Origin of the sequence: Enterococcus sp. JM9B (genome assembly GCF_009933265.1) — a bacterium.
In the GTDB taxonomy this organism is placed as follows: Bacteria; Bacillota; Bacilli; order Lactobacillales; family Enterococcaceae; genus Enterococcus_C; species Enterococcus_C songbeiensis.
The window spans coordinates 1-22,828 of sequence record NZ_MAEK01000026.1; the positions used below are offsets into that span (position 1 = coordinate 1).

Here is a 22,828-nt window from a genome sequence, read left to right on the forward strand (position 1 = left end):
CACTAAATATTATAGAACCTCCTTTTGGTGCCTTCTCAATTGTATGCTACAATTTTAGTAACAACGGAGGTGGACAAATGATTGTTTTTTATTCCTTTTGTATCGGCTTATTAGGCAGTGGCTTTGTGGCTTTTCTTGCTTATATTTCTAATGCACTCACATTATCCGGCAGCCTAGCTTTGCTGCTGGTAGGAGCGACAGCATTTGCTTTTGCACCCAGCGGAACTTGGTTGCTGCTCCTCTTCTTTTTCGGCAGCTCATTGCTGATTCATTTTTTCCGCCGAATTGTTCAAAAACAATCAAAAATTCCAATTGAAACCCTTCGTCAGGCCACTCAGGTTTTTGCAAATAGCCTGCCCTTTCTGATTGCCTCCCTTGCGTATTTTGTGACAGGGGAATTTTACTGGCTGATTGCTTGTGGAAGTACGATTGCTGGCGCCACCGCAGATACTTGGTCGTCGGAAATTGGGGTACTTTCCCGTAAAGCACCCAGAAATATTTTGGACTTCCGGCAAGAAACAACTGGTTCATCCGGTGCAATTTCTATCTTAGGACTACTTGCAGCAATTATCGCAAGTTTTTTAACAGCCAGTGTTTTCTATCTCTTATTGACCCTCTTTCATGATCCGATCACACCGGGTTATTTTCTCGTTCCTTTTTTTAGCGGAATCGTTGCCACACTGTTCGATAGTTTTTTAGGAGCCGCACTTCAGGGAAAATTTTTATGCCAAATCTGTGGAAAAAAAATAGAAAAACGAAGCCATCACGATCAGCCGACTATACTGATTCATGGACTCCGTTTTCTCGATAATGATGGTGTAAACTTTTTAAGTGGTTTATTGACTTTGCTTTTGTCTATCAGCTTGTCACTCTGGTTTATCCGTTGATAAATTTAATTGGTTTGAATCGTCACCAAGCGCAGCTTGGTGATGTTTTTATACGTTGAAAGTTCTTCAATCACATCGGTGTAAGTTAAATGTTTCGGAAGATTGATCGTGTAGATATTGGTGTACAAGCGATGTTCCTCCGCAAATTTCATATCAAAATTCACATCTTCAATTTCAATCCGATTTTTTTCAAAGTATTCACTTAAAAATTCTTTGGATTCTTCTCTGTGAATAAACTGAATTTCTAATTTTTTCGTGGTTGGTACATGAATCACTTGTTTGACCATCGTCAAAGCAATAAAAATTCCTACGAAACTGGTGATTGCAATCGCATAATAGCCCATACCGATGGCAATACCTAATCCAGCAATCGCCCAAAGAGAAGCGGCTGTCGTCAAACCAGTGACAGAGCGTTTTGTTACGATGATCGTTCCGGCTCCCAAAAATCCAACACCACTCACGACTTGGGCAATCAAACGGCCCTGATCCGAGCGTATGACTCCCATGATCTCTGGATGAGCGAGGGCTTCCCGAAGCGCTTCGCTAGCAATCTCAACTTGAATCAAAGCGATCACGCAAGCACCCATACAAACTAAAATGTGGGTTCGTAAACCGGCCGGACGATTTTTATACTGTCGCTCAAAACCGATTACTCCACCAAACAGCATCGCTAACCCTAAACGTAAAAGTATTTCTGGTATTGTCAAAACAATATCCGCCATCCGAACACCCCCCTTTTCACTATACCATGTTTTCCAAATCCGATAGAAATCTAAAGCCTAAAATTGGGGTTATAAGCTTAAATGAAAAAATCATCTTCAAGAGTGGACGGCAATGGTCCTTTATCTTGAAGATGATTTTTCTTGTGTTCAACTGTTTTGATAATCTGCTATTGATTACAGTTTGCTGCCAGCCGCTTCGTCAATAATCACAACTACATCTGAATGATTTTGCAGTGCGGATGCTGGCAAGTGGGTTGTAACCGCACCATCGATCATTCCTTTGATTGCATCGGCTTTTGCTTCACCATACGCCATTAAAATCATTTTTTTACCTTTTAGTATTGATCCGATACCCATGGAAATAGCTTTTGTAGGAACGTCTTCAACTTTATCAAAGAAACGTTTGTTTGCGTTGATTGTTGATTCTGTCAAATCAACAACTGAAGTCAAGCCGTCAAGTGGTGCACCTGGTTCGTTAAAACCAATATGTCCATTTTGACCAATTCCTAAAATTTGGATATCAACAGGGTGCTTCTCAATGATTTCATCGTAATGTTTGCATTCTGCTGCTAAATCTTCTGCTTTGCCGTTTGGAACGAAGGTTTCTTTGAATGGTTTTTTGTCAAATAATTGAGTATTCATAAAATGACGGTAGCTTTGCGCGTCGTTACCGCCCAAGCCCACATATTCATCCAAGTTTACAGAGGTCAATTCTGAAAAGTCCAAGTCACTTTCTGTCATTTCTTTGTATAAAGTAACCGGTGTGCTTCCCGTTGCAAGTCCTAAGGTTTTGATTCCGTTTTCCATTGCTTCTTTAATTATTTCAAAGGCTTTTTTTCCGCCTTCTTCAGCATTTTTCACGCGAATAATTTCCATCTTCGAGTCCCTCAGCTTTCTTTTTTGGTATAGCCCAATTATAGCACTTCTTTTTTCGAGATGCAATAATCGTCTAGACCAGATGGAAAAATTAGGATTTCCTTATCATTAACCAAAAAACTGCCTCTCAAGCAAATGAGGGGCAGTTTTTGATTTTAAACGTTTTTATCTCTATCTAAATGATCATTTATTTTTTTAGCGGCATCATCGGTTTTTTTGTCGGCTTCTTCTTTTGCGTCCCCAACTTTTTGTTGGATTTTCCCTTTTAGTTCTTCCGACTCATCATCCGTGATTTTACCTTTGATTTCGTTAAATTTCCCTTTGATTTTGTCTTCATTTACCATAGAATATCCACTCCTTTATTTTTTATTACATAAATAGCGTAACATTCATACAGAAAAATAACCAATAATATGATTTTATTTGAAGATAAATGAATTATAGAATCGATAAAGCTTGAGCTAGATCTGCAATCAGATCATCTGCGGATTCAATTCCGATGGACAGTCGTAGCAAATCTTCTGTCAACCCGTAGGAATCGCGCAGCTCTTTTGGGATATCTGCATGCGTCTGGGTTACTGGATAAGTGATTAGACTTTCAACCCCACCCAAGCTTTCTGCAAAGGTGAAAACAGATAACCGGCTGAGAAATTCTGGAATTTTAGCTTCGTTTTTTACACGAATACTGATCATTCCACCAATTTCCGGATAAAGGACTTCTTTGACTGCACCATTATTTCGCAGAGCTTCAGCAATTTTTTGTGCATTTTCTTCTTGGCGATCCAGACGAATTGCCAATGTTTTTAAGCTGCGGATAAATAACCAAGAGTCAAAAGAATCCAGAGTTGGACCCGTTGTATTTGCCAACCAAACCAACTGTTCTCCTATTTTTTCCTCCTTTGCCACCACAACGCCTGCCAATAAATCATTATGTCCTGCTAAATATTTCGTTCCTGAGTGAATCACGATATCCGCACCCAAATCCAAAGGCTTTTGTCGCAATGGGGTTAAAAAGGTGTTGTCGACAATGAGCGTTGCTTGATTTGCCTGCGCTTTTTTTGCCACCGCCGCAATATCAAAGACGTGCATCAATGGATTGGTGGGTGTTTCCAAAAAGACCGCATCTACCTGCTCATCAAGTTGCGCCAGTAATTCGTCAAAATCATTAAAATAGCGAAAAGTAGCAATTTTTTGTTTTTCCAAATAATCAAAATAACGGTAGCTGCCGCCGTAAATATCCCGTCCTACTAAAAATGTGGCTCCCTGCGGAAAGAGGCCAAAAACCAACTGAATCGCGCTCATACCTGAACTTGTCACAACTGCCCGTTTCCCATTTTCCAGCTTTGCCAATGCCTCTTCTACAATTGTACGGGTAGGATTTTTCGTTCGGGTATAATCATAGCCAGTACTTTGCCCAAGTTTTGGGTGTGCATAGGTGGTTGAAAGATGGATTGGCGCGCTGATTGCACCGGTTTGTTGATCGCTGTGATTTCCAATTTGTGCTAAAAATGTTTCATTTGCTTGTTCTGTCATTTAAAAGTCTCCTTTATTTTTGATTCCCGCTAAAATTTGTTGAACAGCCTGCTGAATATTTTCCGGTGTCGTCGCTAAATTTAAACGAATAAATTGTTTCGTTTCTTCAGAGAACCAGCCGCCAAAATCTACTGCTAGTCCACAGGTATCTTTAATGAATGGTTCAATTTCTTCTGGTAAAAGCACTTGACTAAAGTCCAGCCAGAGTAGATAGGTTCCCTGCAAATCCGCTACTTTTACGGCTGGAAGCTCTTGTTCAAAGGACTCGCGAACAAACTCATAGTTGCTTAAAATGACTTCTCGAAGACCGGCAAACCAGTCATCTCCGGTTTCGTAAGCAGTTGCTCCTGCCAGTTGTCCCAACAAACTATTTTCCGATTGACTGTATCGTTTGATTTTTTGATCAAATATTTGTCGCAACTTTTCATCCGGAATCAAAATGTGTCCATTTAGCAAGCTGGCTAAATTAAAGGTCTTAGAGGGCGCATTGACGACAATCAGCTGATTCTGAAAAGCACCTTTTGAGACTTGCAACGCTGAAATAAATTGATGGGGGGATAAATAAAATCCTGATGAATCTCATCAGCAAGTATTAAGACATTGTATCGTTCACAAATCTCAAACATTCTAGCAAGCTCTTCTTCCTGCCAAACCCGTCCTACAGGATTATGTGGGGAACAAAGGATAAAGAGTTTAACATCATTCTCCCGAATTTTTTCTTCAAAATCCGTAAAATCAACCGTGTATTTTCCCTCTTTTTGAACCAGATGATTTAAGATTTCGTGGCGATTGGTGTCACGAATAGCATTGAAAAACGGATAGTAAACCGGTGGCTGAATCAATACATTATCGCCTTCTTCGGTGAAAATTTGAATCAGATGATAGAGTGATTCCACCACTCCCTTTGAAAAACGCAACCATTCTTTCTGTAAGTGAATACCATGGCGCCGTTCCTGCCATTCTGCAAAGGCTGTAAAATAGTTTTCCGGTACTTGAGAATAACCAAAAATTCCGTGGGTGATTCGGTCAGACAACACATCCTTTACTGATTCCGGCACGCTAAATTCCATATCCGCAACCCATAAAGGCAACAATTGTTCATTTCCAAAACGTTCCTTCAACGCATCCCATTTTAGAGAAGTCGTTTGTTTGCGTTCTTGGGCATATTTTTTTATAAAAATTTCTTTTTCCATTTTCTGCTCCTAACTTGCACTTTTTCGACGAATATCTGCCAAACGATATGGGGTGATTTGATACACATCATTCAACCAATTGTGATAAAACAAATGGGCATGACTTCGCCAGCGATTGATAATTTCATCCTCCAAATGATTGTAGTGAAAATAATTTTCTGGAATATCCGTATCTAGCCCCCGCTCATGATCCCGTAAATATTCTTTTTTTAAGGTTTCCGTATCATATTCAAAATGTCCTAAAACAAAAACGTTTCGCTCATCAGCAGAGACCAGAATCGTTGCACCAATCTCTGGATTACGGGCAACAATCCGCAATTTTTCAGGATCAATCTGTCCTTCTGCCAACCCAGTATATCTAGATTGGGGGGTATAAAAAAGATCGTCAAAGCCGCGGGTCAAACGATGCTCATCTACAAGTTTATTTGCATAAATACCAAAAAGTTTGCGGGGATAGAGAGTTTTACCCACTCCGTAATGATGATAAAGTGCTGCTTGTGCTCCCCAACAAATGTGCAGTGTTGAGGTCACATTTGTTTGGCTCCAATTCAAAATCTCCTTTAACTCCTCCCAATAATTTACTTCCTCAAAAGGCAGCTTTTCAATCGGCGCTCCAGTAATAATCAACCCATCGTAGGTGTTTTCTCGAATTTCACCAAAGGTTTGATAAAACTTATTCAAATGAGTGATACTGGTATTTTTATATTCATGACTGGAGATACGAATAAAATCGATATCGATTTGCAGCGGACTTTGGGAAATCAAACGCAACAACTGGATCTCGCTGTCGATTTTATTCGGCATCAAGTTTAAAATAGCAATTTTTAGCGGACGAATGTCTTGATGAATCGCCCGATCATGATCAATCGCAAAAATATCCTCTTTTTCTAAAACAAATTTTGCCGGAAAATCTTCAGCAACATTAATTGGCATATAACATTCTTCCTCTCATTCATTTTGGGTATAAAAAAAAACGCCCCTTCAAAAATGAAAGGACGAAATCATCGTGTTACCACCTAACTTTGTTGTTTTCTCACAAAAACAACCTCCCCAGGTACTGCGCAAAACGCAAGACCGTGGTGCTGTAACGGGCACACCCGAAAAGCGCTAATCCTGCGACTCACACTTTCCCACTCAAAGACCATCTTCCCGATACTTCCTCTTACCTCTTTTCACCAACCGAGGCTCTCTTTGAAAAATCCGTTATCGGTACTCTTCTTTTCGACGTATTTATGACTATTGTTATTGTTGATTATCATAGTAGAAAATTCAGAAAATGTCAAAGAGTTTTTAGTGATGGGAGAGAAAAAAAGTCCTAGAACCCTTGAATAATCAAGATTTCTAGGACTAAAATAATTAACTAAAATTATTTAACTGTTACAGTTGCGCCTACTTCTTCCAAAGCAGCTTTCAATGCTTCTGCTTCATCTTTAGCGATTCCTTCTTTAACTGCTGAAGGTGCGCTGTCAACTACTGCTTTAGCTTCTTTCAAGCCTAAGCCAGTTGCTTCACGAACTGCTTTGATAACTTTAACTTTTTGGTCTCCAGCTGCAGTTAATTCTACAGTGAATTCTGTTTGTTCTTCTTCAGCGGCAGCAGGACCAGCAGCAGCAGCTACAGGAGCAGCAGCGGATACGCCAAATTCTTCTTCGATAGCTTTAACTAAGTCGTTTAATTCTAAGATTGTCGCGCCTTTTAGCTCTTCGACAATGTTTTCAATGTTCAATGCCATTTTTGGTTTCCTCCATTTAAATAAAAATTATAAGATTTTTTTGATTCGGTTATGCGGCAATTAAGCTGCATCTCCTTCTTTGCTTTCTACTACTGCGTTGACAGCGTAAGCCACATTGCGGACTGGCGCTTGAAGAACAGATAGTAGCATAGAAAGAAGACCTTCGCGGTTTGGCAATTTTGCCAATGCAGTAATTTCTTCCAATGAAGAAACTTTGCCTTCAATGATACCGCCTTTGATTTCTAATGCTTTAGCGTCTTTAGAGAATTCATCGATAATTTTTGCAGGGGCAACCACGTCTTCGTTGCTGAAAGCAACAGCGGTAGGACCAGCAAATACTTCGTCTAAACCATCTAAACCAGCTTTTTTGGCAGCACGAGAAAGGATCGAGTTTTTGATTACTCGCATTTCTACGCCTGCATCACGTAATTGTTTACGCAAGTTGGTTACTTGATCAACAGTCAGTCCACGGTAATCAACGATTACAACAGATGCTGCTTGTTGAAATTTTTCCGTTACTTCATCAACAATTGCGGATTTTTTTGCGATAGCTGCTTCACTCACTTGAATTTCACCTCCTGATTTTGATGGTAGAGTTTTCCTTAAGAATCTCTGTTCAAAGAACAAGAAAATTCACAATAAAAAACTCTATGCCACCGTAGACATAGAGGGACTATTGAAGTATCTCAATAAACGTCCTCGGTAGGAGTTTAAGACTTGCGTCACCTACTGTCTTCGGTACAGTTACTATTAACCTCGACTACCTTATCATAAATAAGATAGCCGAGTCAATACTTACACTGATTTTTCTAATTAAAAATTAGAAAGAAGCTTGGTCTACATGGATACCAGGTCCGAAAGTTGTTGTTACGGTGATATTTTTCATGTATTGACCTTTTGCTGCAGATGGTTTAGCTTTCACTAACACATCATTGATAGTTTTGAAGTTTTCAATCAATTTGTCAGCACTGAATGATACTTTACCGATTGGAACATGAACGTTTCCGGCTTTATCAACGCGGTAAGTTACTTTACCAGCTTTTACTTCGTTGACTGCTTTTGTTACGTCCATCGTTACTGTACCGGTTTTAGGGTTTGGCATTAAGCCTTTAGGCCCTAAAACACGACCCAATTTACCAACTGTAGCCATCATATCAGGAGTAGCTACAACGACATCAAAATCAAACCAGCCGCCTTGGATTTTTTGAACCATGTCATCGTCACCGACAAAGTCTGCACCAGCTGCTTCAGCTTCTTTTGCTTTTTCGCCTTTTGCGAAAACTAAAACAGTTTGTGTTTTACCAGTTCCGTTTGGCAGTACAACTGCGCCACGGATTTGTTGGTCAGCCTTTTTAGGGTCAACGTTCAATTTGTAAGCAACTTCGACTGTTGCGTCGAATTTTGCAATATTTGTTTCTTGTGCTAATGCTACAGCTTCTTCAACTGAATAAGCTTTTGTCGTATCAACTTTTTTCAATGCATCTTGCATTTTTTTGCTTTTTTTAGCCATTTTGTTTCCTCCTTGATGTGGTTATAACGGTAGAACCTCCCACGTGTTCCGTGTCTTTCAACACAGAGCCAACTGAGAAGCTACTTCCTTAGGGTCTGCGCTCTTATTCGACAGTAATCCCCATGCTTCGTGCAGTTCCTTCAACCATGCGCATTGCTGCTTCAACATCAGCTGCGTTTAGGTCTGGCAATTTCAATTCAGCGATTTCTTTTACTTGATCGCGTGAAACTTTAGCAACTTTCGTTTTGTTTGGTTCGCCTGAACCTTTTTCCACTTTAGCCGCTTTTTTCAACAATACTGCAGCTGGTGGTGTTTTTGTGATAAATGTAAATGAACGGTCTTCATATACTGAGATCACAACTGGAATAATCAAACCTGCTTGATCAGCAGTACGAGCATTGAATTCTTTTGTGAATCCCATGATGTTGATACCCGCTTGACCTAGCGCAGGACCTACTGGCGGAGCTGGTGTTGCTTTACCTGCAGGAATTTGCAATTTAACGATTTTTTCTACTTTCTTTGCCACGAGACATACCTCCTTGAGTCCGTGATGTGGTTAATTGGAGATCAATATTTCTCCTCCCACTTTTACCCGTGGTGTCCACACCAAAATAACCATGTGCTGACACACACTGTGATATTTTAGCATATCCAAAGAAAATTGCAAGCAATTTCCTCTTTCTCTTTCGTCTTTCATCACTGAAAAAGCCTTAAAATTTCTTTTACCTGCTATGATTTTCTGCCGTTTCATTGTTTTCTTGTGGTACACTACAATCAGAAGTTAGTAGAAAATTTCAGAGGTGCAAAAAATGGAACAAGTACGGTTTCGCAGTGTTTTTGACATTATTGGCCCAATCATGGTTGGGCCCAGCAGTTCTCATACTGCCGGTGCTGCGCGGATTGGCAAAGTCGTCCGCAATATTTTTGGCGAACAGCCGGATAGTGTCGATATTTATTTATATGAATCCTTTGCTAAAACTTATCGAGGACATGGAACGGATGTCGCCCTGGTCGGTGGTTTACTAGGGATGGACCCAGATGATCCCCGCCTAGCAGACTCTTTAAAGATCGCCCATGAGTCGGGAATGGAAGTCCTGTTCGTTCCCAAAAACGAAAAAGCCGAGCATCCAAATTCCGTAAAAATGGTCGTGACAAAAGGCAAACGAAAATTATCTGTGACCGGAATTTCCATCGGTGGCGGAAACATTCAGATTTCCGAATTAAACGGGTTCAAGATTTCTCTAACAATGGGAACACCAACCTTTATCACTGTCCACCAAGACGTACCAGGCATGATTGCTAAAGTCACCAATATTTTGTCAGAGGCGAATGCCAATATCGGTACCATGACTGTTACGAGAGAATCAAAAGGTGAAAAAGCGATTATGATCATTGAAGTAGATGAACCACAACCAGGAATTTGTGAAAAATTAAAAGCGTTGGATTATATGGACAACGTAACTTATTTTGATTAGGGTGAAAAAAATGTTTTATTCAATTGAAGATTTAGTCAGTCAAGCACAAAATTATTCTTCTGTTGCCGAGTTGATGATTCAAACAGAAATCGAAATGACTGGACGTGACCGGGAACAAATTTTTCATTTGATGGAAAAAAATCTTGCGGTCATGGAACGTTCAATCGATGAAGGAATTCAAGGAGTCACCTCCGTTACAGGAATAACCGGTGGCGATGCCAAAAAATTAAATACCTATTTACAAACAGATCGGTTTTTAAGCGGAGAAACAATTTTGACCGCCGTCAGAAATGCGATTGCCGTGAATGAAGTAAATGCAAAAATGGGACTAATCTGTGCTACCCCAACTGCCGGCAGTGCTGGTGTCGTTGCAGGGGTATTAACTGCAGTGAAGGATCGTTTGCAGCTTTCCCATGAAGAACAGGTCCATTTCTTATTTACTGCCGGAGCATTCGGATTGGTTATCGCCAACAACGCATCAATTTCTGGTGCTGAAGGCGGCTGTCAGGCAGAAATCGGCTCCGCCAGCGCAATGGCAGCGGCGGCTCTGGTCTGTGCAAATGGGGGAACTCCTCATCAAGCGGCACAAGCTGTAGCAATCACTCTTAAAAATATGATGGGCTTGATTTGTGATCCGGTAGCTGGTCTGGTGGAAGTTCCTTGTGTTAAGCGAAATGCGCTGGGTTCCTCACAGGCATTCATTTCTGCCGACATGGCATTAGCAGGAATCGAAAGTGTGATTCCTCCTGATGAAGTGGTCGCTGCAATGTATCAAGTTGGCCGACAAATGCCGGCGATTTTCAAAGAAACAGCAGAAGGCGGCTTGGCAGTCACGCCAACTGCCCAACGTCTCCAAAAAGAGCTTCTCGAGAAACAGCACAATTAAAAAAGCTTAGAAAATTGAAGTGGCCGGCAAGAATTCATTTTTTGCGGTCACTTCAATTTTTTCCAAGCTTTTTGGGAACAATTCATTTTTAGTTAAATCAATAGGAAAATAGTTTTGTATTTTTTACTTCTTCGATTGTTTTTGTTCCTGCCAACTGCATCGTGATGGACAATTCTTTATTCAAATGATCAAAGACTGATTTTACTCCCTCTGCTCCACCAAGGTTAAGGCCATAGATAACTGGACGGCCAATTGCCACCAAATCTGCCCCGCTTGCCAAAGCCTTAAAGACGTGTTCGCCACGACGGACACCAGAATCAAATACGATTGGTACGCGTTTATTTACGACTGCAGCAATTTCCGGTAATACATCAAAGGAAGCTGGTCCACCATCTAATTGACGCCCCACATGGTTAGAAACCCAGATACCGTCTGCACCAGCAGCAATCGCTACTTCTGCATCTTCTGGTGATTGGATTCCTTTGACCACGACAGGTAAATTGGTCAAGGTTTTGATTTTTTGGATATCCTCCGGCTCAATTGCTTGTTTAGCCGCAGCATAAATTTCTGCAATTCCTTTTCCTGCACCGTCGCCGCTTTCGCTTTGTTCACTATAAGCAGCCAAATTCGGCATAGGTAGTGGGAATTGAAAATGATTGATGACATCTTCTTCTCGATAGCCCCCAAGTGTTGAATCAACGGTCAAAACGATTGCTTTTGCGCCGGCTTTTACTGCTTTGTCTAAAATAAATTTGTTAAAACCATCGTCTTTGCTCATATATAATTGGAAAAATTGCGGTGCATTTGGTGCTGCTGCAGCGGCATCTTCAATGGTTGTGTTGGCATAGGTGCTGATTGAAAAAATTGATCCAGCAGCGGCAACTCCTTTTGCGGTGTCGGCTTCGCCATTTGTATGTGCTAACCCTTGAGCGGCTGATGGCGCTTGAATGATTGGTGTTTCCAATTGAATATCCCATAATTTCGTGTGTAAATCAGCTGAATCGATACCTCGTAGTACCCGAGGCATAATCGTTTTTTTATTAAAGGAACTGGTGTTTTCTGCCATCGTCCATTCATCTTCTGAACCACCACGGATATACCCGAATGCACCGGCTTCCATCGTTTCTTGTGCTCGTTTTTCTAATGAAGCGATATTGACGATTTCGATTGGATGTTCTTCTTTGCTTGCTTGATAAGTCATGAGAGATTCCTTCTTTCAAAAAATGAGTTCTATACACTTATTATATTCACTTATTAAAAGTAAGCAATTATTTTGACTCTGCCCATAAAAATTTTTCAATCAGTTGATCAACTTGTTTATTTTCATGCAGTTGGCTGTGTTGGACATTGTTTCCTGTCACTATTTCTGTCTGGACATTATTTCCATGAGCCGTCACTAGCCCACTGATTGCTAACGCACTGGTCAGCGGTACCGTTCCATCTGTCAGCTCTTCTTCACTGAGTTGTCCACCCATCACTAAAAAGTCAATCGTTGTCGGAAGTTGTTGGATCATTCCTTGGTAATCTTGGTAACGTACCGAAATTTCAGATGGGCCGTTTTCCATTAGATCCTCAATGGATTGACTTGTGCTTGTATCCAAAAAATCATTGAACGGGGCGCCGATTGCAACAAATTTTTGAACTTCCGGCAAATCCGCGGTTTCCCCTAATTCCAGATAGCGCAAACTACTGACACCACCCATGGAATGCCCCACTAAATTCACTTTAGCAATTCCATAAGTGGTGGAGAGATACGTTAAGCAGCTTTTGATCCACTCCGTCTGCTGCCATTCATTATTTTTATTGTCTTCAAAGAGAACTTGAATCAAAGGATTCTCTTTTTCTCCTGTCCATGTACCTTTTTCTGTAATTTTTCCTGATGGCGAAACCCGCAATTGCAGCACTTGTTCTGCGATGTCGGCTTTTTCAAAGCGAGCAATCATTCCGCCAAAGGAGCTGGGACCACCGGAATAACCATGAAAGAAAATCGTTGGAATGGCGGTTTTCGTTTGTGTGGGAACCTTTTCTTTTACGGCTTGTACGTTGGTTATTTCTGGCTCAGTTGTATTTTTGCTGAGGGCTTTATAGCCAAACCAGCCGCCAATCAAAAGCACCAAAAATAAACCGACACCAATTTTTTTCATCCTAATTCCTCCATAGTTTGTCTTCTTCATTTATAAAAAAAATAGACTCTCCCTTCTTGTAGGAAGAGAGAGCTTTCTGGTCATTAAATTTTGTCTACTTGTTCAAAATCTAGTTCCGTACTGGTTTCCCGACCGAACATATCGATATTGACTTTCAATTTTTGTTTTTCTTCATCAACTTCAGTCACTTGACCTTCCAGTCCAGCAAATGCTCCTTCGATGATCTTCACAGTTTCTCCCACTTCAACCTCAAGATCAGATTGACGCGTACTCATACCTAATGAACGAAGAATGTGATTGATTTCTTCTGCCAATAATGGTACTGGCTTACTGCCGGCGCCATGGGAACCTACAAAACCGGTCACGCCCGGTGTATTCCGCACAACGTACCAAGATTCGTCGGTCATCGTCATTTCGACTAAAACATATCCAGGAAAAGTTTTATGCACGATTTCTTTCGATTTGCCGTTTTTGACTTCCGTTTCTGTTTCTTCAGGAACAACAACACGGAAAATAAAATCTCCCATTCCCATGCTTTGCGCGCGAGATTCGATGTTTGCCTTTACCTTGTTTTCATAGCCGGAATAAGTGTGCAGTACGTACCAGTTTCTTTCAAAAGTTTCCATTCTGATGGCTCCTTATCTGATTGTAAAATAAAAAAACCTCAGTTCCCCGAAGTTTTTCTTCTCAAACAGTATAGCACCGTTTTGATGATCACGCTAGCGAATTATTTTAAAATCCAACTAAACACGGACCGGATAACCGTATCCATCACAAAGAACATTACAGCAAAAATAACCGATGTCTCGATAACCACTAAGGTATCTTTACGCAATTGTTTTTTGTTTGGCCAGGTGACCTGTTTCATTTCAGCAATGACACTGCGGATGAATTTCATTTTTCTGCCCCCTACTTCGTTTCTCTGTGAAGCGTGTATTTATTGCAATATTTACAAAACTTATTGATTTCTAAACGTTCGCCCCGTTTACCTTCACTAACTGATTTTGAGTAGTTGCGTGAACCGCAAACAGAACAGGCTAAGGCTGCTTTTTTCGTTGCCATTTTCGTGCCTCCTCGTCATACACAATCGTACAATTTAACTTATCACGTTTCTTTTTTTCTGTCAATCGCAGGAATAATTTAGTCATTATTTTTAATTTATGCTATTATTAAGTTGTTAAAATGGAACAATTGGAGGGGTCTTTATGCTTTTAAAAACAATGGTATATAAGAAAAAAGATTTAACCACAGTCAAAGAAACTGCCACACTGGAAGAAGCGCTGAAGATTCTTGAAGATTCCGGCTACCGCTGTGTACCGATTCTTGATGAAACCGGCAAAATCTTCCGCGGAAATATTTATAAAATGCACATCTATCGTCACAAATCAAATGGCGGCGATATGACATTGCCAGTAACGCATCTTTTAAAAAATGCGACGAAATTTATTTATGTGAATTCTTCTTTCTTCAAAGTTTTCTTCACTATCAAAGAATTGCCTTACATCGCTGTTTTAGATGAAGACAATCACTTCTATGGAATTTTGACCCACAGTTCCCTGCTGACGATGCTTTCTCAATCTTGGAACATCGAACAAGGAAGCTATGTATTGACGATTGCTTCCACCGGAAAACAAGGCGATTTAGCGATGATTTCAAAAATCATTTCCAAATACAGCAGCATCGCCAGCTGTATCACCTTAGATATCGGTAAAGATGAATTTATTCGTCGTACCTTGATTACGCTGCCGGCAAAAACCAGCAAAGAGACTTGCGACACGATTATCAACCAACTGGAACACAAAAATTTCAAAGTTGTTGAATTGGAAGATTTAACTGCAGGTGAATAAAAAAATGGCATCCTCTCTTTGGTGTATGTACCGAGAAAGGATGCTTTTTTTATAGTCTTTTTTCAAAATGAAGTGATTTATCCAAAAGATACATCACAGGTGCCGAAACGGCCATAACGATCAATTCGCTCAAGGCTAACGTGCCATAGGTTGTCCAAAATGCTTTGCCGCCTTCTGGTACTAGCATGATTGCGATCAAAAACATGCTTGCCGTAAAGAACAGCGTGTTCAATGCCAAACGCCAATAGACGTTGGGAACTTTTTTCTGCAATAACGCGGTTAAGCCCAGTGCTAAAAAGGTTTGTCCTCCGCCAAAAATCACATCTGCGATTCCAAAGCCGAAAAACCAATTATAAACAATGACGCCTCCTAAAACACCCCACATTAATTTACGATTGAATACCACCAGATGATTTAAACTTTCTGAGATACGAAACTGAATGGGACCAGATGAGACTGGTGCCACAAGAACCGTCAACGCAATGTAAAGCGCCATAATGATTCCATTAGTCACCACGACCATTAAACGAGACCGGGTTTGATTGGTTGATAATTGCATGTTTCTTTCCTTCTTTCTCCTAGTTTTGTTGACGCGGGATGGTTGATGAACCGCGAATGATCAGCGCCGCTTACTCAGCTGGCTTTACGCAGGGACTGCTTTTGCTCTTTTTTTAATGGAACAACTTTTTTTGAAGCAGACTTTTTAGGCGATACTTTTCGCAAAATAAAACTATAGAAAAGCGTCAACCCACCATACGTCACCAATAATATTCCTTGTGCAATCAAAAAAATCCATTTCACCGTTAGGGAAAGTGGCAAATGCAGTAAATTTTGTAAAAGAAACTGCAGGGCAAACAAGCCACCTGAGATTCCGATCAAATGATAGTATTTCATACTCTCTCCTTAAAATCAATAAAAAATCAACAGAGATAAGTATACCAAACTTTCTCATCAAATAAAAACAATAGTTATTCAGCGAAATCGTTTTTATTCTTTTGGGATAAAAAGCTCCTTTTTCATAACTCTTAAGAAAGTACTAAGACGGTAATGTAAACGCTTGCTAAAATGTAGGGAGTATGGTATAAAATAAGTGTAAGGGGTCATAAGGGTTCCCAGTAAAGCAGATGCAATAGGATCTGCAGGAACAGAATTGTTATGAAACTTAACAAAGAGACAAAGGACGTGGGAATTTGAGTTACTCCTTACTTACTGAACAGGGTCTAGTGAGTATTTTCTAGTATTTCTTGAGTGGACATCAGAACCTTGAGAAAATACGAAATGGAAGATAACTTACTAGATCTTTTTTTGTGTTTTGCTTTCCATTCCTGCATTCCTCTGTTAAAATGTTCCCACTGAGTTTTTACTAAACAGATGGAGTTAAAAAAAATGAAAATTCATTATCATTTATTAATAAATCAAGCTTCTGGAAGTGGTCACGGCAAAAAAACCGGAGATCGAATCACAAAACTTCTTACCGATAAACAGTTCCATTATTCAACCTATTTAACTGAATACGCCGGACATGAGCATAAAATCGTCGAAGAATTAGTAACGACGACCTTGCAACCTTGGCCGAAAGATCCTCAGACATTGGAGGATAGCGAATTTCCACTGCTGATTGTCATCGGTGGGGACGGCACACTGCATCAAGTATTAAATCAATTTTTTCAAATGAAAGTCGATCTGCCGATTGGTTATATTCCTGCCGGTTCAGGGAATGATTTTGCTCGAGGAATCGGGTTGCCCCGAGAACCAGAAAAAGCCTTTTGGCAAATTGTTAAAGCACAACAGCCGCAAGAGGTAAACATCCTAGCTTATGACGAGAAAATCCAACAAGAAACGGGTATCTTCGTAAATAATGTCGGAATCGGTCTGGATGCAGCCATCGTTCATGCCACCAATGATTCAGCAACAAAAGAGCAGTTGAACAAATACAACCTTGGCTCACTTGCTTATATCACCTCCATTTTGAAAGTTCTTTTCACACAACCGGGATTTCCTATTTTAGTGGAGATTAACGGGCAGGAATTTTCTTTTGACAAAGCCTTTTTATGCACAACGACCAATCATCCCTATTTTGGTGGTGGCGTAGCGATTGCTCCTTCTGCTGATGTGAAAAAAAACAATCTTGATCTAGTGGTGGTTGAACGGATTCCAATGATTAAAATTTTTGGGCTCATTCTAAAATTGATTCGAAAAAAACAAGGAACCTCGAAACATTTCCATCAATTTACTGGTACCCGCCTGCGAATCGTCTCCACCATGCCCCAATATGGTCAAGCGGATGGTGAAGTGTTAGGAAAACGCTCCTTCGATATCACCTTCACAACTAAGAAACAACAAATTTGGTATTGATATTATCCTTCCCTTGATCCAACTTAAAAAAATCCGAAGAACCGCACGTGTTTCTGTCTTGTTTCTACAGATGAACTTGCTGTTCTTCGGATTTTTTATTTATTAAACAATTGCGGTGTGATGCCTTCCATTCCGATCAAAGGATCAATCTCATCGGCAAGGATCAGCTCAATCGTCAATCGAGGTTCCTGCACGTCCTGTGTTTTTATTTCCGATAATTCCTCATTAAACGGCTCATTTGTTTCAGAAACAGTGAAAAGATCCGTTTCCTTTTTTGCGGCTTTTGTTGCTGATCCGGTTTCTGTTGGAGGCGAAGGAAATTCGCTATACGCATCCCCGGTGGTTTGTTCTTCATAAGCAACAATTTTTTGTTGTAGGCCAGGAGAAACGGTATCCGCGGCTATGATTCGCTCCTTTAAGGTCGTTAGGCGAACCGCTGACTCTTGCGTTACGCAAGCTTGGTAGGCTTGCGTTTCCCCTAATAAAATCAACAGTTCTTTGCTGCGGGTAACCGCGGTGTACAATAAGTTTCGCTGCAGCATCCGTTGGTATTGATGAACCATCGGCAAAATCACCATTTTAAATTCACTGCCCTGTGCTTTATGGATTGAGCAACAATAAGACAACGTAATTTTATTCCATTCATTTCGCCGATAAGTGACTTCGGTAGCATCAAATTGAATCACCAATTCATCCACTTTATCTTCCGAATCTTTTGCCAATGTAATGCCGACGATTTGTCCCATATCCCCATTAAACACATTTTCCTCTGGTGAATTGACTAACTGCAATACTTTGTCGCCGATTCGATAGACTGTGTCATTCCAATGGACTTCTTTTTTCGAGCCGGTATTGGGATTGAAGATTTCTTGCATCATTTTATTCAATGCATCAATTCCTGCCGCGCCGCGATACATGGGTGCTAATACTTGGATATCTTGTGGTGTGAACCCTTTTGCTTTGGCTTTGGTCACGATATTTGCGATCAACGGTTCAATTTGATAGGCATCACAACGAAAATACGAACGGTCTTTTTGATTCACGGTAAAATCTGCCGGCAGTTGTCCATTTTTTATTTCATGGGCCAAAGGAATGATACTGGAATCATCTCCTTGCCGGTAAATTTCCGTCAGTTCCCGCTTAGGTAACGCATCAATTTGTAAGAGATCATGAAGAACCTGTCCCGGTCCCACCGATGGTAACTGATCTTTATCCCCAACAAAAATCACCTGCATATTGGTTGGAATCGATTTGAACAATGTGTTTGCCAACCATGTATCCACCATCGACATTTCATCAACAATCAACAAACCACCCTCCAACTCTTTTGCAGAGACAGAAGGGGATTTTTCCCGACCAGTCAGCCCTAATAGGCGGTGAATCGTTCCACTAGGCAGCCCGGTGGTTTCATTCATCCGCTTGGCTGCTCGTCCAGTTGGTGCCGCCAAAAGAATCGGAAACATTTCCTGGGTATACTTTCCGGGATCAAGCTCCAGATCATTTAATTCTGCAAATAATTGCACGATTCCATTGATAACGGTAGTTTTTCCGGTGCCCGGCCCACCAGTTAAAATGAATAATGGTGAACGGATTGCTTCTTTGATTGCTTCTTCTTGAGAACTGCCATAACTGATCTGCAATCTTTTTTCAATGATCCGCAATTTTTTTGCAATTTCCTTTTCTGAATAAGGTAATTTCTTGCGTTTCATCAATCGTTGGATGGAACTGGCAATTCCCCATTCGGCAAAGTATAAACTATTTTCGTAAAGATTGGTTTCCTCTTGCTGAATCTTGCCTTCTTCTACTAACTGAATAATGCTGTTGGCTACTTGCTCCGGATGAATTTCTATAGGTCGGGCGTTTTCCAAAACGCGAATCGTTTGCTCCAACAATTGTTCCGCCGGAGAAAATGTGTTACCGGTCTGCAAGGATTGCTGATTAATTTGATGCAGCACCGCCGCCCGCAACCGTTGCGGTGAAGTCGCCTCGATACCTAGTTGTTCTGCCAAAACATCTGCCTTCTTGAAGCCGATTCCTTCGATGTCTTCCACCAAACGATAAGGATTCTCCTGAAGAACCGTCAATGCTTCATTTTTGTAGGCCTGATAAATCGCAAAGGAAAGCTGACTACCAAAGCCGTACTTTCCTAAGCCAACAATGACTTGATCCATTCCGTGATTCAAGCGAACAGTCTCTAAAATCATTTGGCGCTTCTTCTCCGGTAATCCGCTGACTTGTTCCAGCAAATCTGGCTCTTTAAGCAACCGATCAATGGCTTCTTCTCCTAAAACCGCCACGATTTTTTCTGCAGTCTTCTTACCGATTCCAGGAAATTTCTCACTGGAAAAATAATGGATCAACCCGTTTTCTGAAGTAGGCTGCTCCTGTTGGTAGCTGTTGACTTGCAGTTGTAGCCCATAACGGGGGTGATTGATCAACTCGCCAAAAAAACGGTAGCTTTCCTCTTCTTGAATATCGCCAAAGGTACCGGTAGCAACAATTTCCTTTTCCCGATAATCCGCATTCGTTTCTTGCACGTGAATCAAAAGAACTTTATAAAAATTGCTTGGATTTTGAAAAAAAATAGCGGCAACTGTGCCGACAAAGTATTGTCGTTCGTCTGTCAAGCTGTTGCTCCTTTCTATAATAAAGCATCTCTTCCTGATGCATCACCGAGAAAACTCGAATCATTCCAAACCTCTAACCGATAAGGTAACGCCTTTCGTTCAGAAGTTGTCATGAGAGTCACACTATTATTGACCAGTCCACCCATCTCACGCAGCTGCGCCAATTCTTTTCCAGCCAGCCATTGGATTGCAGCCGTTAACGAAGCCCCGTGTCCCACAAACAACAGCGGTCCTTTTTCCGCGGTAGCTACCGCTTGTGTTACTACTTTTTCGATGCGGTCCAAGGCATGCTGGATTGGTTCACCCTGAAAAATCGTTGGATCATATTTTTCCAAATGAAACCGCAGATTTTTTAATTCATGAGGGTATTTTTCATACATGTCATCAATACGTTGCCCTTCCAGCTGGCCTAACCCTAATTCTTTCAGCCCCTCTGTAGAAATGATTTCGACCGTGTGATCCAGCTGTGCAGCGATGCCTTCTGCTGTCTTTTGTGCCCGCAATGCAGAGCTGGTATATATTTTTTCAAAGGGAACTTCCTTTAAATGCTGCCCTAATAATTTAATTTCTTCGTAGCTGCTTTCAAGCAAAGGAGAATCCCCCATCATCCCTTGAAAACGCCGTTCATTGTTCCATTCTGTTTTTCCGTGACGGGTAAAATATAGCTCCATTTTGCAGCTCCCTCTAATCTAATTTGTCGTTTTCATAATGATGGCTGCGTTCCAACTGAGGGAACCCTTGCTGCCGTAATGCTTCATAAATGACCAACGCCGCGGTATTAGACAAATTCAATGAACGAACATGTTGATCGTTCATGGGAATCCGCAAACATTTTTCTGGATTTTCCCGCATAAATTCTTCTGGTAATCCGGTTGTTTCTTTCCCAAACAAAAAAAAGTGTTCTTGTTGATCAGCAAAATCAACCTCACTATAAACGTGATTGGCAAATTTAGTAATCAAATGTAACGGACGATCTCCGAGAAATGCCAGAAATGCAGGTAAACTTTCATGATAGGTGATGGCAACATCCTGCCAATAATCTAAGCCGGCTCTTTTTAAATGCTTATCATCTGTAGAAAAGCCCAACGGTTCGATCAAATGCAGCGGCGTATTGGTTGCTGCGCAAGTTCTGGCAATATTTCCCGTATTTGCGGGAATTTGCGGTTCAAATAAAACAATATGGTTCATGTCACTGACTCCCTTTCTAGCAAAAACATCTAGTTCTTACTATACCACTAATCCCTATTCTTGGGCACAAAAAAAAACGTATCGGCTCGGTGTAATCACTGCGAGTCGCTACGTTAGTGAAGCTCTTTTCACTAACTTTTATCAGAACAGGAACCTGATAAAAACCAATGAAAAAATGACTTGACGTAAATATATCATTCAAATGGAAATTATGCAACACTTAGATCATAAAAAATTCAAAAAATTTTCATGAATTTGTTCCAATTAACAGATCCACATCAATTGTAATTTTATTTAATGGATTTCTTAGCAACTGCTCCTTGACTTCCGGAGAAACGCCCCATTCCAATGGCGACATTTCCAAAATATCCGCTTGTCTTGCTTCTGGAATCTCAAAGGTATATGTTATTTGTTTTTGTTGGCTCTCAGGAAAAATTTGTTGAAATTTCGCAACAACCTTTTCATTGGAGTAATTTTGTTTCCTCACATCATCAGGATAAAAAGCTTGGCGCAGTTCCCGCAAATAATTTGCTCTGGGAACAATTTTGATCAGTCGCCCATCTGCCTTCATGATTCGTTGAAATTCCTGATAATTTGAGGGAGAAAAAATATTCAACACGGTTGAAAAGCTCTGGTCCGCAAAAGGTAAATTCGTCAGATCTGCAACACACCAAAAAGCCGAATTTGGTTGTTCCGTTGCTAAATAAATCCCCTCTTTGACGATATCAAAACCAATTGCTGTTCGCGGCTGAAGAGCCAGCAGTGCATTTAAAAAGCTTCCTTCCCCGCAACCGACATCCAACAGGGTTTCTCCTTGTAATTGGCGCTGGATTTCTTCCAACATCGGCTGATACATTCCGCTTTTGATCATTCGCTGCCGTGCTTGAAACATGGGTGCATCGTAATCCGATTTGATTTGATGGGTTAGGAAAAAGAGGGTTCCTTTTTTTGACACATCAAAACGATGCTGATTCTCGCAAATCATTCCCGTTTGATTTGGTTGGACTGCCGTTTGGCATAAAGGACAGCGAAACAGGGCGCTGTGGTTTTGGATAAATTGTTTTCCTCGGTCGATTTTCTTTAACATCTTTGCCACCTCAGCTCTACTTTAGCACAGTTCTATGGTAAAATACTACTGAATACGAAGGAGGTTTTTGCTCAATGTTAAAAGAATTTTGTGGGGAAAATTATACCCTAATCCCGGCAGCAATCGCCGCTGGTGCCCGCCGCATCGAATTGTGTGATAATCTGGCAGTCGGCGGTACAACTCCCAGCACAGGTGTGATTGAAGAGGTTTTAAGCTATGCAGGAGAAAAACAGGTCACTGTTATGACGATGATTCGACCTCGTGGGGGAGATTTTATTTACAACGATACTGAATTAAAAATCATGCACACGGATTTGATTGAAGCCAAAAAATTAGGAACTGACGGCGTGGTTTTCGGCTGTTTGACGCCTAGTGGCTGGTTAGATGAAGAAGCGTTAGAAATGCTAATTGAAAATGCGGAAGGCTTACAGATTACTTTCCATATGGCCTTTGATGAAATTCCAACAGAGCGGCAATTTGAAGCCATTGATTGGTTGGCAGATCATGGCGTGGATCGTATTTTGACGCACGGAGGAAAAGCCGGTACTCCGATTGAAGAAAACTTTTCCCGCTTGCAGGAATTGATTGCTTATGCTGGCGATCGACTGATTATTTTACCCGGAGCAGGAATCACCCATCAAAATCTCCAACAAGTCATAGAAGCTTTAGGTGTCCAAGAAGCCCACGGCACAAAAATTGTTCCAATAGAAATTTGACACACATGCAAAAACAGCCCTTGATCGAAAATCTTCCAATCAAGGGCTGT

At 40.9% G+C, this 22,828-nt stretch carries 26 protein-coding genes, 1 pseudogene and 2 other annotated features; of the genes and pseudogenes, 6 read left to right on the top strand and 21 right to left on the bottom strand.

What is annotated here, in order from left to right; all coding sequences use genetic code 11:
- Positions 1-77 precede the first annotated feature (77 nt).
- A complete protein-coding gene (locus BAU16_RS06905; RefSeq protein WP_161526781.1) occupies positions 78-887 on the top strand; it encodes a DUF92 domain-containing protein in 810 nt (269 codons plus the stop codon).
- A 5-nt stretch (positions 888-892) separates the two neighbouring features.
- On the opposite strand, the gene BAU16_RS06910 is transcribed toward BAU16_RS06905, so the two are convergent.
- From BAU16_RS06910 to rplK, 10 genes and pseudogenes are all read right to left on the bottom strand, one after another.
- Positions 893-1,609: an MgtC/SapB family protein gene (locus BAU16_RS06910; protein ID WP_048603989.1), complete on the bottom strand. Its 717-nt coding sequence runs from the start codon at positions 1,607-1,609 to the stop codon at positions 893-895.
- Between the two features lie 174 nt (positions 1,610-1,783).
- Positions 1,784-2,485: a glucosamine-6-phosphate deaminase gene (gene nagB, locus BAU16_RS06915; RefSeq protein ID WP_048603988.1), complete on the bottom strand. Its 702-nt coding sequence runs from the start codon at positions 2,483-2,485 to the stop codon at positions 1,784-1,786.
- A 155-nt stretch (positions 2,486-2,640) separates the two neighbouring features.
- Positions 2,641-2,829, bottom strand: a complete 189-nt coding sequence (locus BAU16_RS06920) for a hypothetical protein (RefSeq protein WP_048603987.1) — start codon at positions 2,827-2,829, stop codon at positions 2,641-2,643.
- 94 nt (positions 2,830-2,923) lie between these two features.
- Positions 2,924-4,018, bottom strand: coding sequence for a PLP-dependent transferase (locus BAU16_RS06925; protein WP_048603986.1), 1,095 nt, complete (start codon positions 4,016-4,018; stop codon positions 2,924-2,926).
- Positions 4,019-5,211: pseudogene (locus tag BAU16_RS06930) on the bottom strand (MalY/PatB family protein). It abuts the gene before it with no gap.
- A gap of 9 nt (positions 5,212-5,220) precedes the next feature.
- The gene (locus BAU16_RS06935; protein WP_161526782.1) at positions 5,221-6,144 is read right to left on the bottom strand and encodes a homoserine O-succinyltransferase; all 924 of its coding nucleotides are present in this window, start codon (positions 6,142-6,144) and stop codon (positions 5,221-5,223) included.
- 55 nt (positions 6,145-6,199) lie between these two features.
- Positions 6,200-6,445: a binding site (T-box leader), on the bottom strand.
- A gap of 132 nt (positions 6,446-6,577) precedes the next feature.
- A complete protein-coding gene (gene rplL, locus BAU16_RS06940; RefSeq protein ID WP_048603983.1) occupies positions 6,578-6,943 on the bottom strand; it encodes a 50S ribosomal protein L7/L12 in 366 nt (121 codons plus the stop codon).
- A 60-nt stretch (positions 6,944-7,003) separates the two neighbouring features.
- The gene (rplJ, locus tag BAU16_RS06945; protein WP_048603982.1) at positions 7,004-7,507 is read right to left on the bottom strand and encodes a 50S ribosomal protein L10; all 504 of its coding nucleotides are present in this window, start codon (positions 7,505-7,507) and stop codon (positions 7,004-7,006) included.
- Positions 7,508-7,573: 66 nt separating this feature from the next.
- Positions 7,574-7,700 (bottom strand) — a sequence feature (ribosomal protein L10 leader region).
- A gap of 63 nt (positions 7,701-7,763) precedes the next feature.
- Positions 7,764-8,453, bottom strand: a complete 690-nt coding sequence (rplA, locus tag BAU16_RS06950; protein ID WP_048603981.1) for a 50S ribosomal protein L1 — start codon at positions 8,451-8,453, stop codon at positions 7,764-7,766.
- Positions 8,454-8,556: 103 nt separating this feature from the next.
- Entirely contained in the window at positions 8,557-8,979 is a 423-nt protein-coding gene (gene rplK / locus BAU16_RS06955; protein WP_048603980.1) for a 50S ribosomal protein L11, read from the bottom strand.
- Between the two features lie 283 nt (positions 8,980-9,262).
- On the opposite strand from rplK, the gene sdaAB reads away from it, so the two are divergent.
- Both sdaAB and sdaAA read left to right on the top strand, forming a co-directional pair.
- Positions 9,263-9,928 carry an L-serine ammonia-lyase, iron-sulfur-dependent subunit beta gene (gene sdaAB / locus BAU16_RS06960; RefSeq protein WP_048603979.1) on the top strand — a complete coding sequence of 222 codons (666 nt, stop codon included), beginning with the start codon at positions 9,263-9,265 and terminating at the stop codon, positions 9,926-9,928.
- Positions 9,929-9,938: 10 nt separating this feature from the next.
- Positions 9,939-10,814: an L-serine ammonia-lyase, iron-sulfur-dependent, subunit alpha gene (gene sdaAA, locus BAU16_RS06965; RefSeq protein ID WP_048603978.1), complete on the top strand. Its 876-nt coding sequence runs from the start codon at positions 9,939-9,941 to the stop codon at positions 10,812-10,814.
- 97 nt (positions 10,815-10,911) lie between these two features.
- Here sdaAA and BAU16_RS06970 read toward each other — a convergent pair whose 3' ends face one another.
- From BAU16_RS06970 to rpmG, 5 genes are all read right to left on the bottom strand, one after another.
- On the bottom strand, positions 10,912-12,015 hold the full coding sequence (locus tag BAU16_RS06970; protein WP_161526783.1) for a lactate oxidase: 1,104 nt from the start codon (positions 12,013-12,015) through the stop codon (positions 10,912-10,914).
- A 67-nt stretch (positions 12,016-12,082) separates the two neighbouring features.
- Positions 12,083-12,958 (bottom strand): alpha/beta fold hydrolase, encoded by an 876-nt coding sequence (locus BAU16_RS06975; protein ID WP_048603976.1) that lies wholly within the window; start codon positions 12,956-12,958, stop codon positions 12,083-12,085.
- An 83-nt stretch (positions 12,959-13,041) separates the two neighbouring features.
- Positions 13,042-13,584: a transcription termination/antitermination protein NusG gene (gene nusG, locus BAU16_RS06980; RefSeq protein ID WP_161526784.1), complete on the bottom strand. Its 543-nt coding sequence runs from the start codon at positions 13,582-13,584 to the stop codon at positions 13,042-13,044.
- Positions 13,585-13,685: 101 nt separating this feature from the next.
- Positions 13,686-13,856 (bottom strand): preprotein translocase subunit SecE, encoded by a 171-nt coding sequence (secE, locus tag BAU16_RS06985; RefSeq protein ID WP_048603974.1) that lies wholly within the window; start codon positions 13,854-13,856, stop codon positions 13,686-13,688.
- A gap of 11 nt (positions 13,857-13,867) precedes the next feature.
- Positions 13,868-14,020: a 50S ribosomal protein L33 gene (gene rpmG / locus BAU16_RS06990; RefSeq protein WP_048603973.1), complete on the bottom strand. Its 153-nt coding sequence runs from the start codon at positions 14,018-14,020 to the stop codon at positions 13,868-13,870.
- A 143-nt stretch (positions 14,021-14,163) separates the two neighbouring features.
- Here rpmG and cbpA point away from each other — a divergent pair, with 143 nt between their 5' ends.
- A complete protein-coding gene (gene cbpA / locus BAU16_RS06995; protein WP_048603972.1) occupies positions 14,164-14,805 on the top strand; it encodes a cyclic di-AMP binding protein CbpA in 642 nt (213 codons plus the stop codon).
- Between the two features lie 49 nt (positions 14,806-14,854).
- Here the strand turns inward: cbpA and BAU16_RS07000 are convergent, their stop codons facing one another.
- Together BAU16_RS07000 and BAU16_RS07005 are read right to left on the bottom strand one after the other, a co-directional pair.
- Positions 14,855-15,364: a QueT transporter family protein gene (locus tag BAU16_RS07000; protein WP_048603971.1), complete on the bottom strand. Its 510-nt coding sequence runs from the start codon at positions 15,362-15,364 to the stop codon at positions 14,855-14,857.
- 74 nt (positions 15,365-15,438) lie between these two features.
- Positions 15,439-15,699, bottom strand: a complete 261-nt coding sequence (locus tag BAU16_RS07005) for a hypothetical protein (RefSeq protein WP_048603970.1) — start codon at positions 15,697-15,699, stop codon at positions 15,439-15,441.
- 492 nt (positions 15,700-16,191) lie between these two features.
- Between BAU16_RS07005 and BAU16_RS07010 the strand changes: the two genes are divergently transcribed.
- Positions 16,192-17,160, top strand: coding sequence for a diacylglycerol/lipid kinase family protein (locus BAU16_RS07010; protein ID WP_048603969.1), 969 nt, complete (start codon positions 16,192-16,194; stop codon positions 17,158-17,160).
- 95 nt (positions 17,161-17,255) lie between these two features.
- Here BAU16_RS07010 and recD2 read toward each other — a convergent pair whose 3' ends face one another.
- From recD2 to BAU16_RS07030, 4 genes are all read right to left on the bottom strand, one after another.
- Complete coding sequence (gene recD2 / locus BAU16_RS07015; RefSeq protein WP_048603968.1) at positions 17,256-19,787, bottom strand: SF1B family DNA helicase RecD2; 2,532 nt, start codon at positions 19,785-19,787, stop codon at positions 17,256-17,258.
- A gap of 14 nt (positions 19,788-19,801) precedes the next feature.
- Positions 19,802-20,458 carry a histidine phosphatase family protein gene (locus BAU16_RS07020; RefSeq protein WP_048603967.1) on the bottom strand — a complete coding sequence of 219 codons (657 nt, stop codon included), beginning with the start codon at positions 20,456-20,458 and terminating at the stop codon, positions 19,802-19,804.
- Positions 20,459-20,471: 13 nt separating this feature from the next.
- Positions 20,472-20,975 (bottom strand): tRNA (uridine(34)/cytosine(34)/5-carboxymethylaminomethyluridine(34)-2'-O)-methyltransferase TrmL, encoded by a 504-nt coding sequence (trmL, locus tag BAU16_RS07025; RefSeq protein ID WP_048603966.1) that lies wholly within the window; start codon positions 20,973-20,975, stop codon positions 20,472-20,474.
- Positions 20,976-21,222: 247 nt separating this feature from the next.
- Positions 21,223-22,062 (bottom strand): putative RNA methyltransferase, encoded by an 840-nt coding sequence (locus tag BAU16_RS07030; RefSeq protein WP_048603965.1) that lies wholly within the window; start codon positions 22,060-22,062, stop codon positions 21,223-21,225.
- Positions 22,063-22,136: 74 nt separating this feature from the next.
- Between BAU16_RS07030 and BAU16_RS07035 the strand changes: the two genes are divergently transcribed.
- Positions 22,137-22,778 (top strand): copper homeostasis protein CutC, encoded by a 642-nt coding sequence (locus tag BAU16_RS07035; protein WP_048603964.1) that lies wholly within the window; start codon positions 22,137-22,139, stop codon positions 22,776-22,778.
- Positions 22,779-22,828 lie beyond the last annotated feature (50 nt).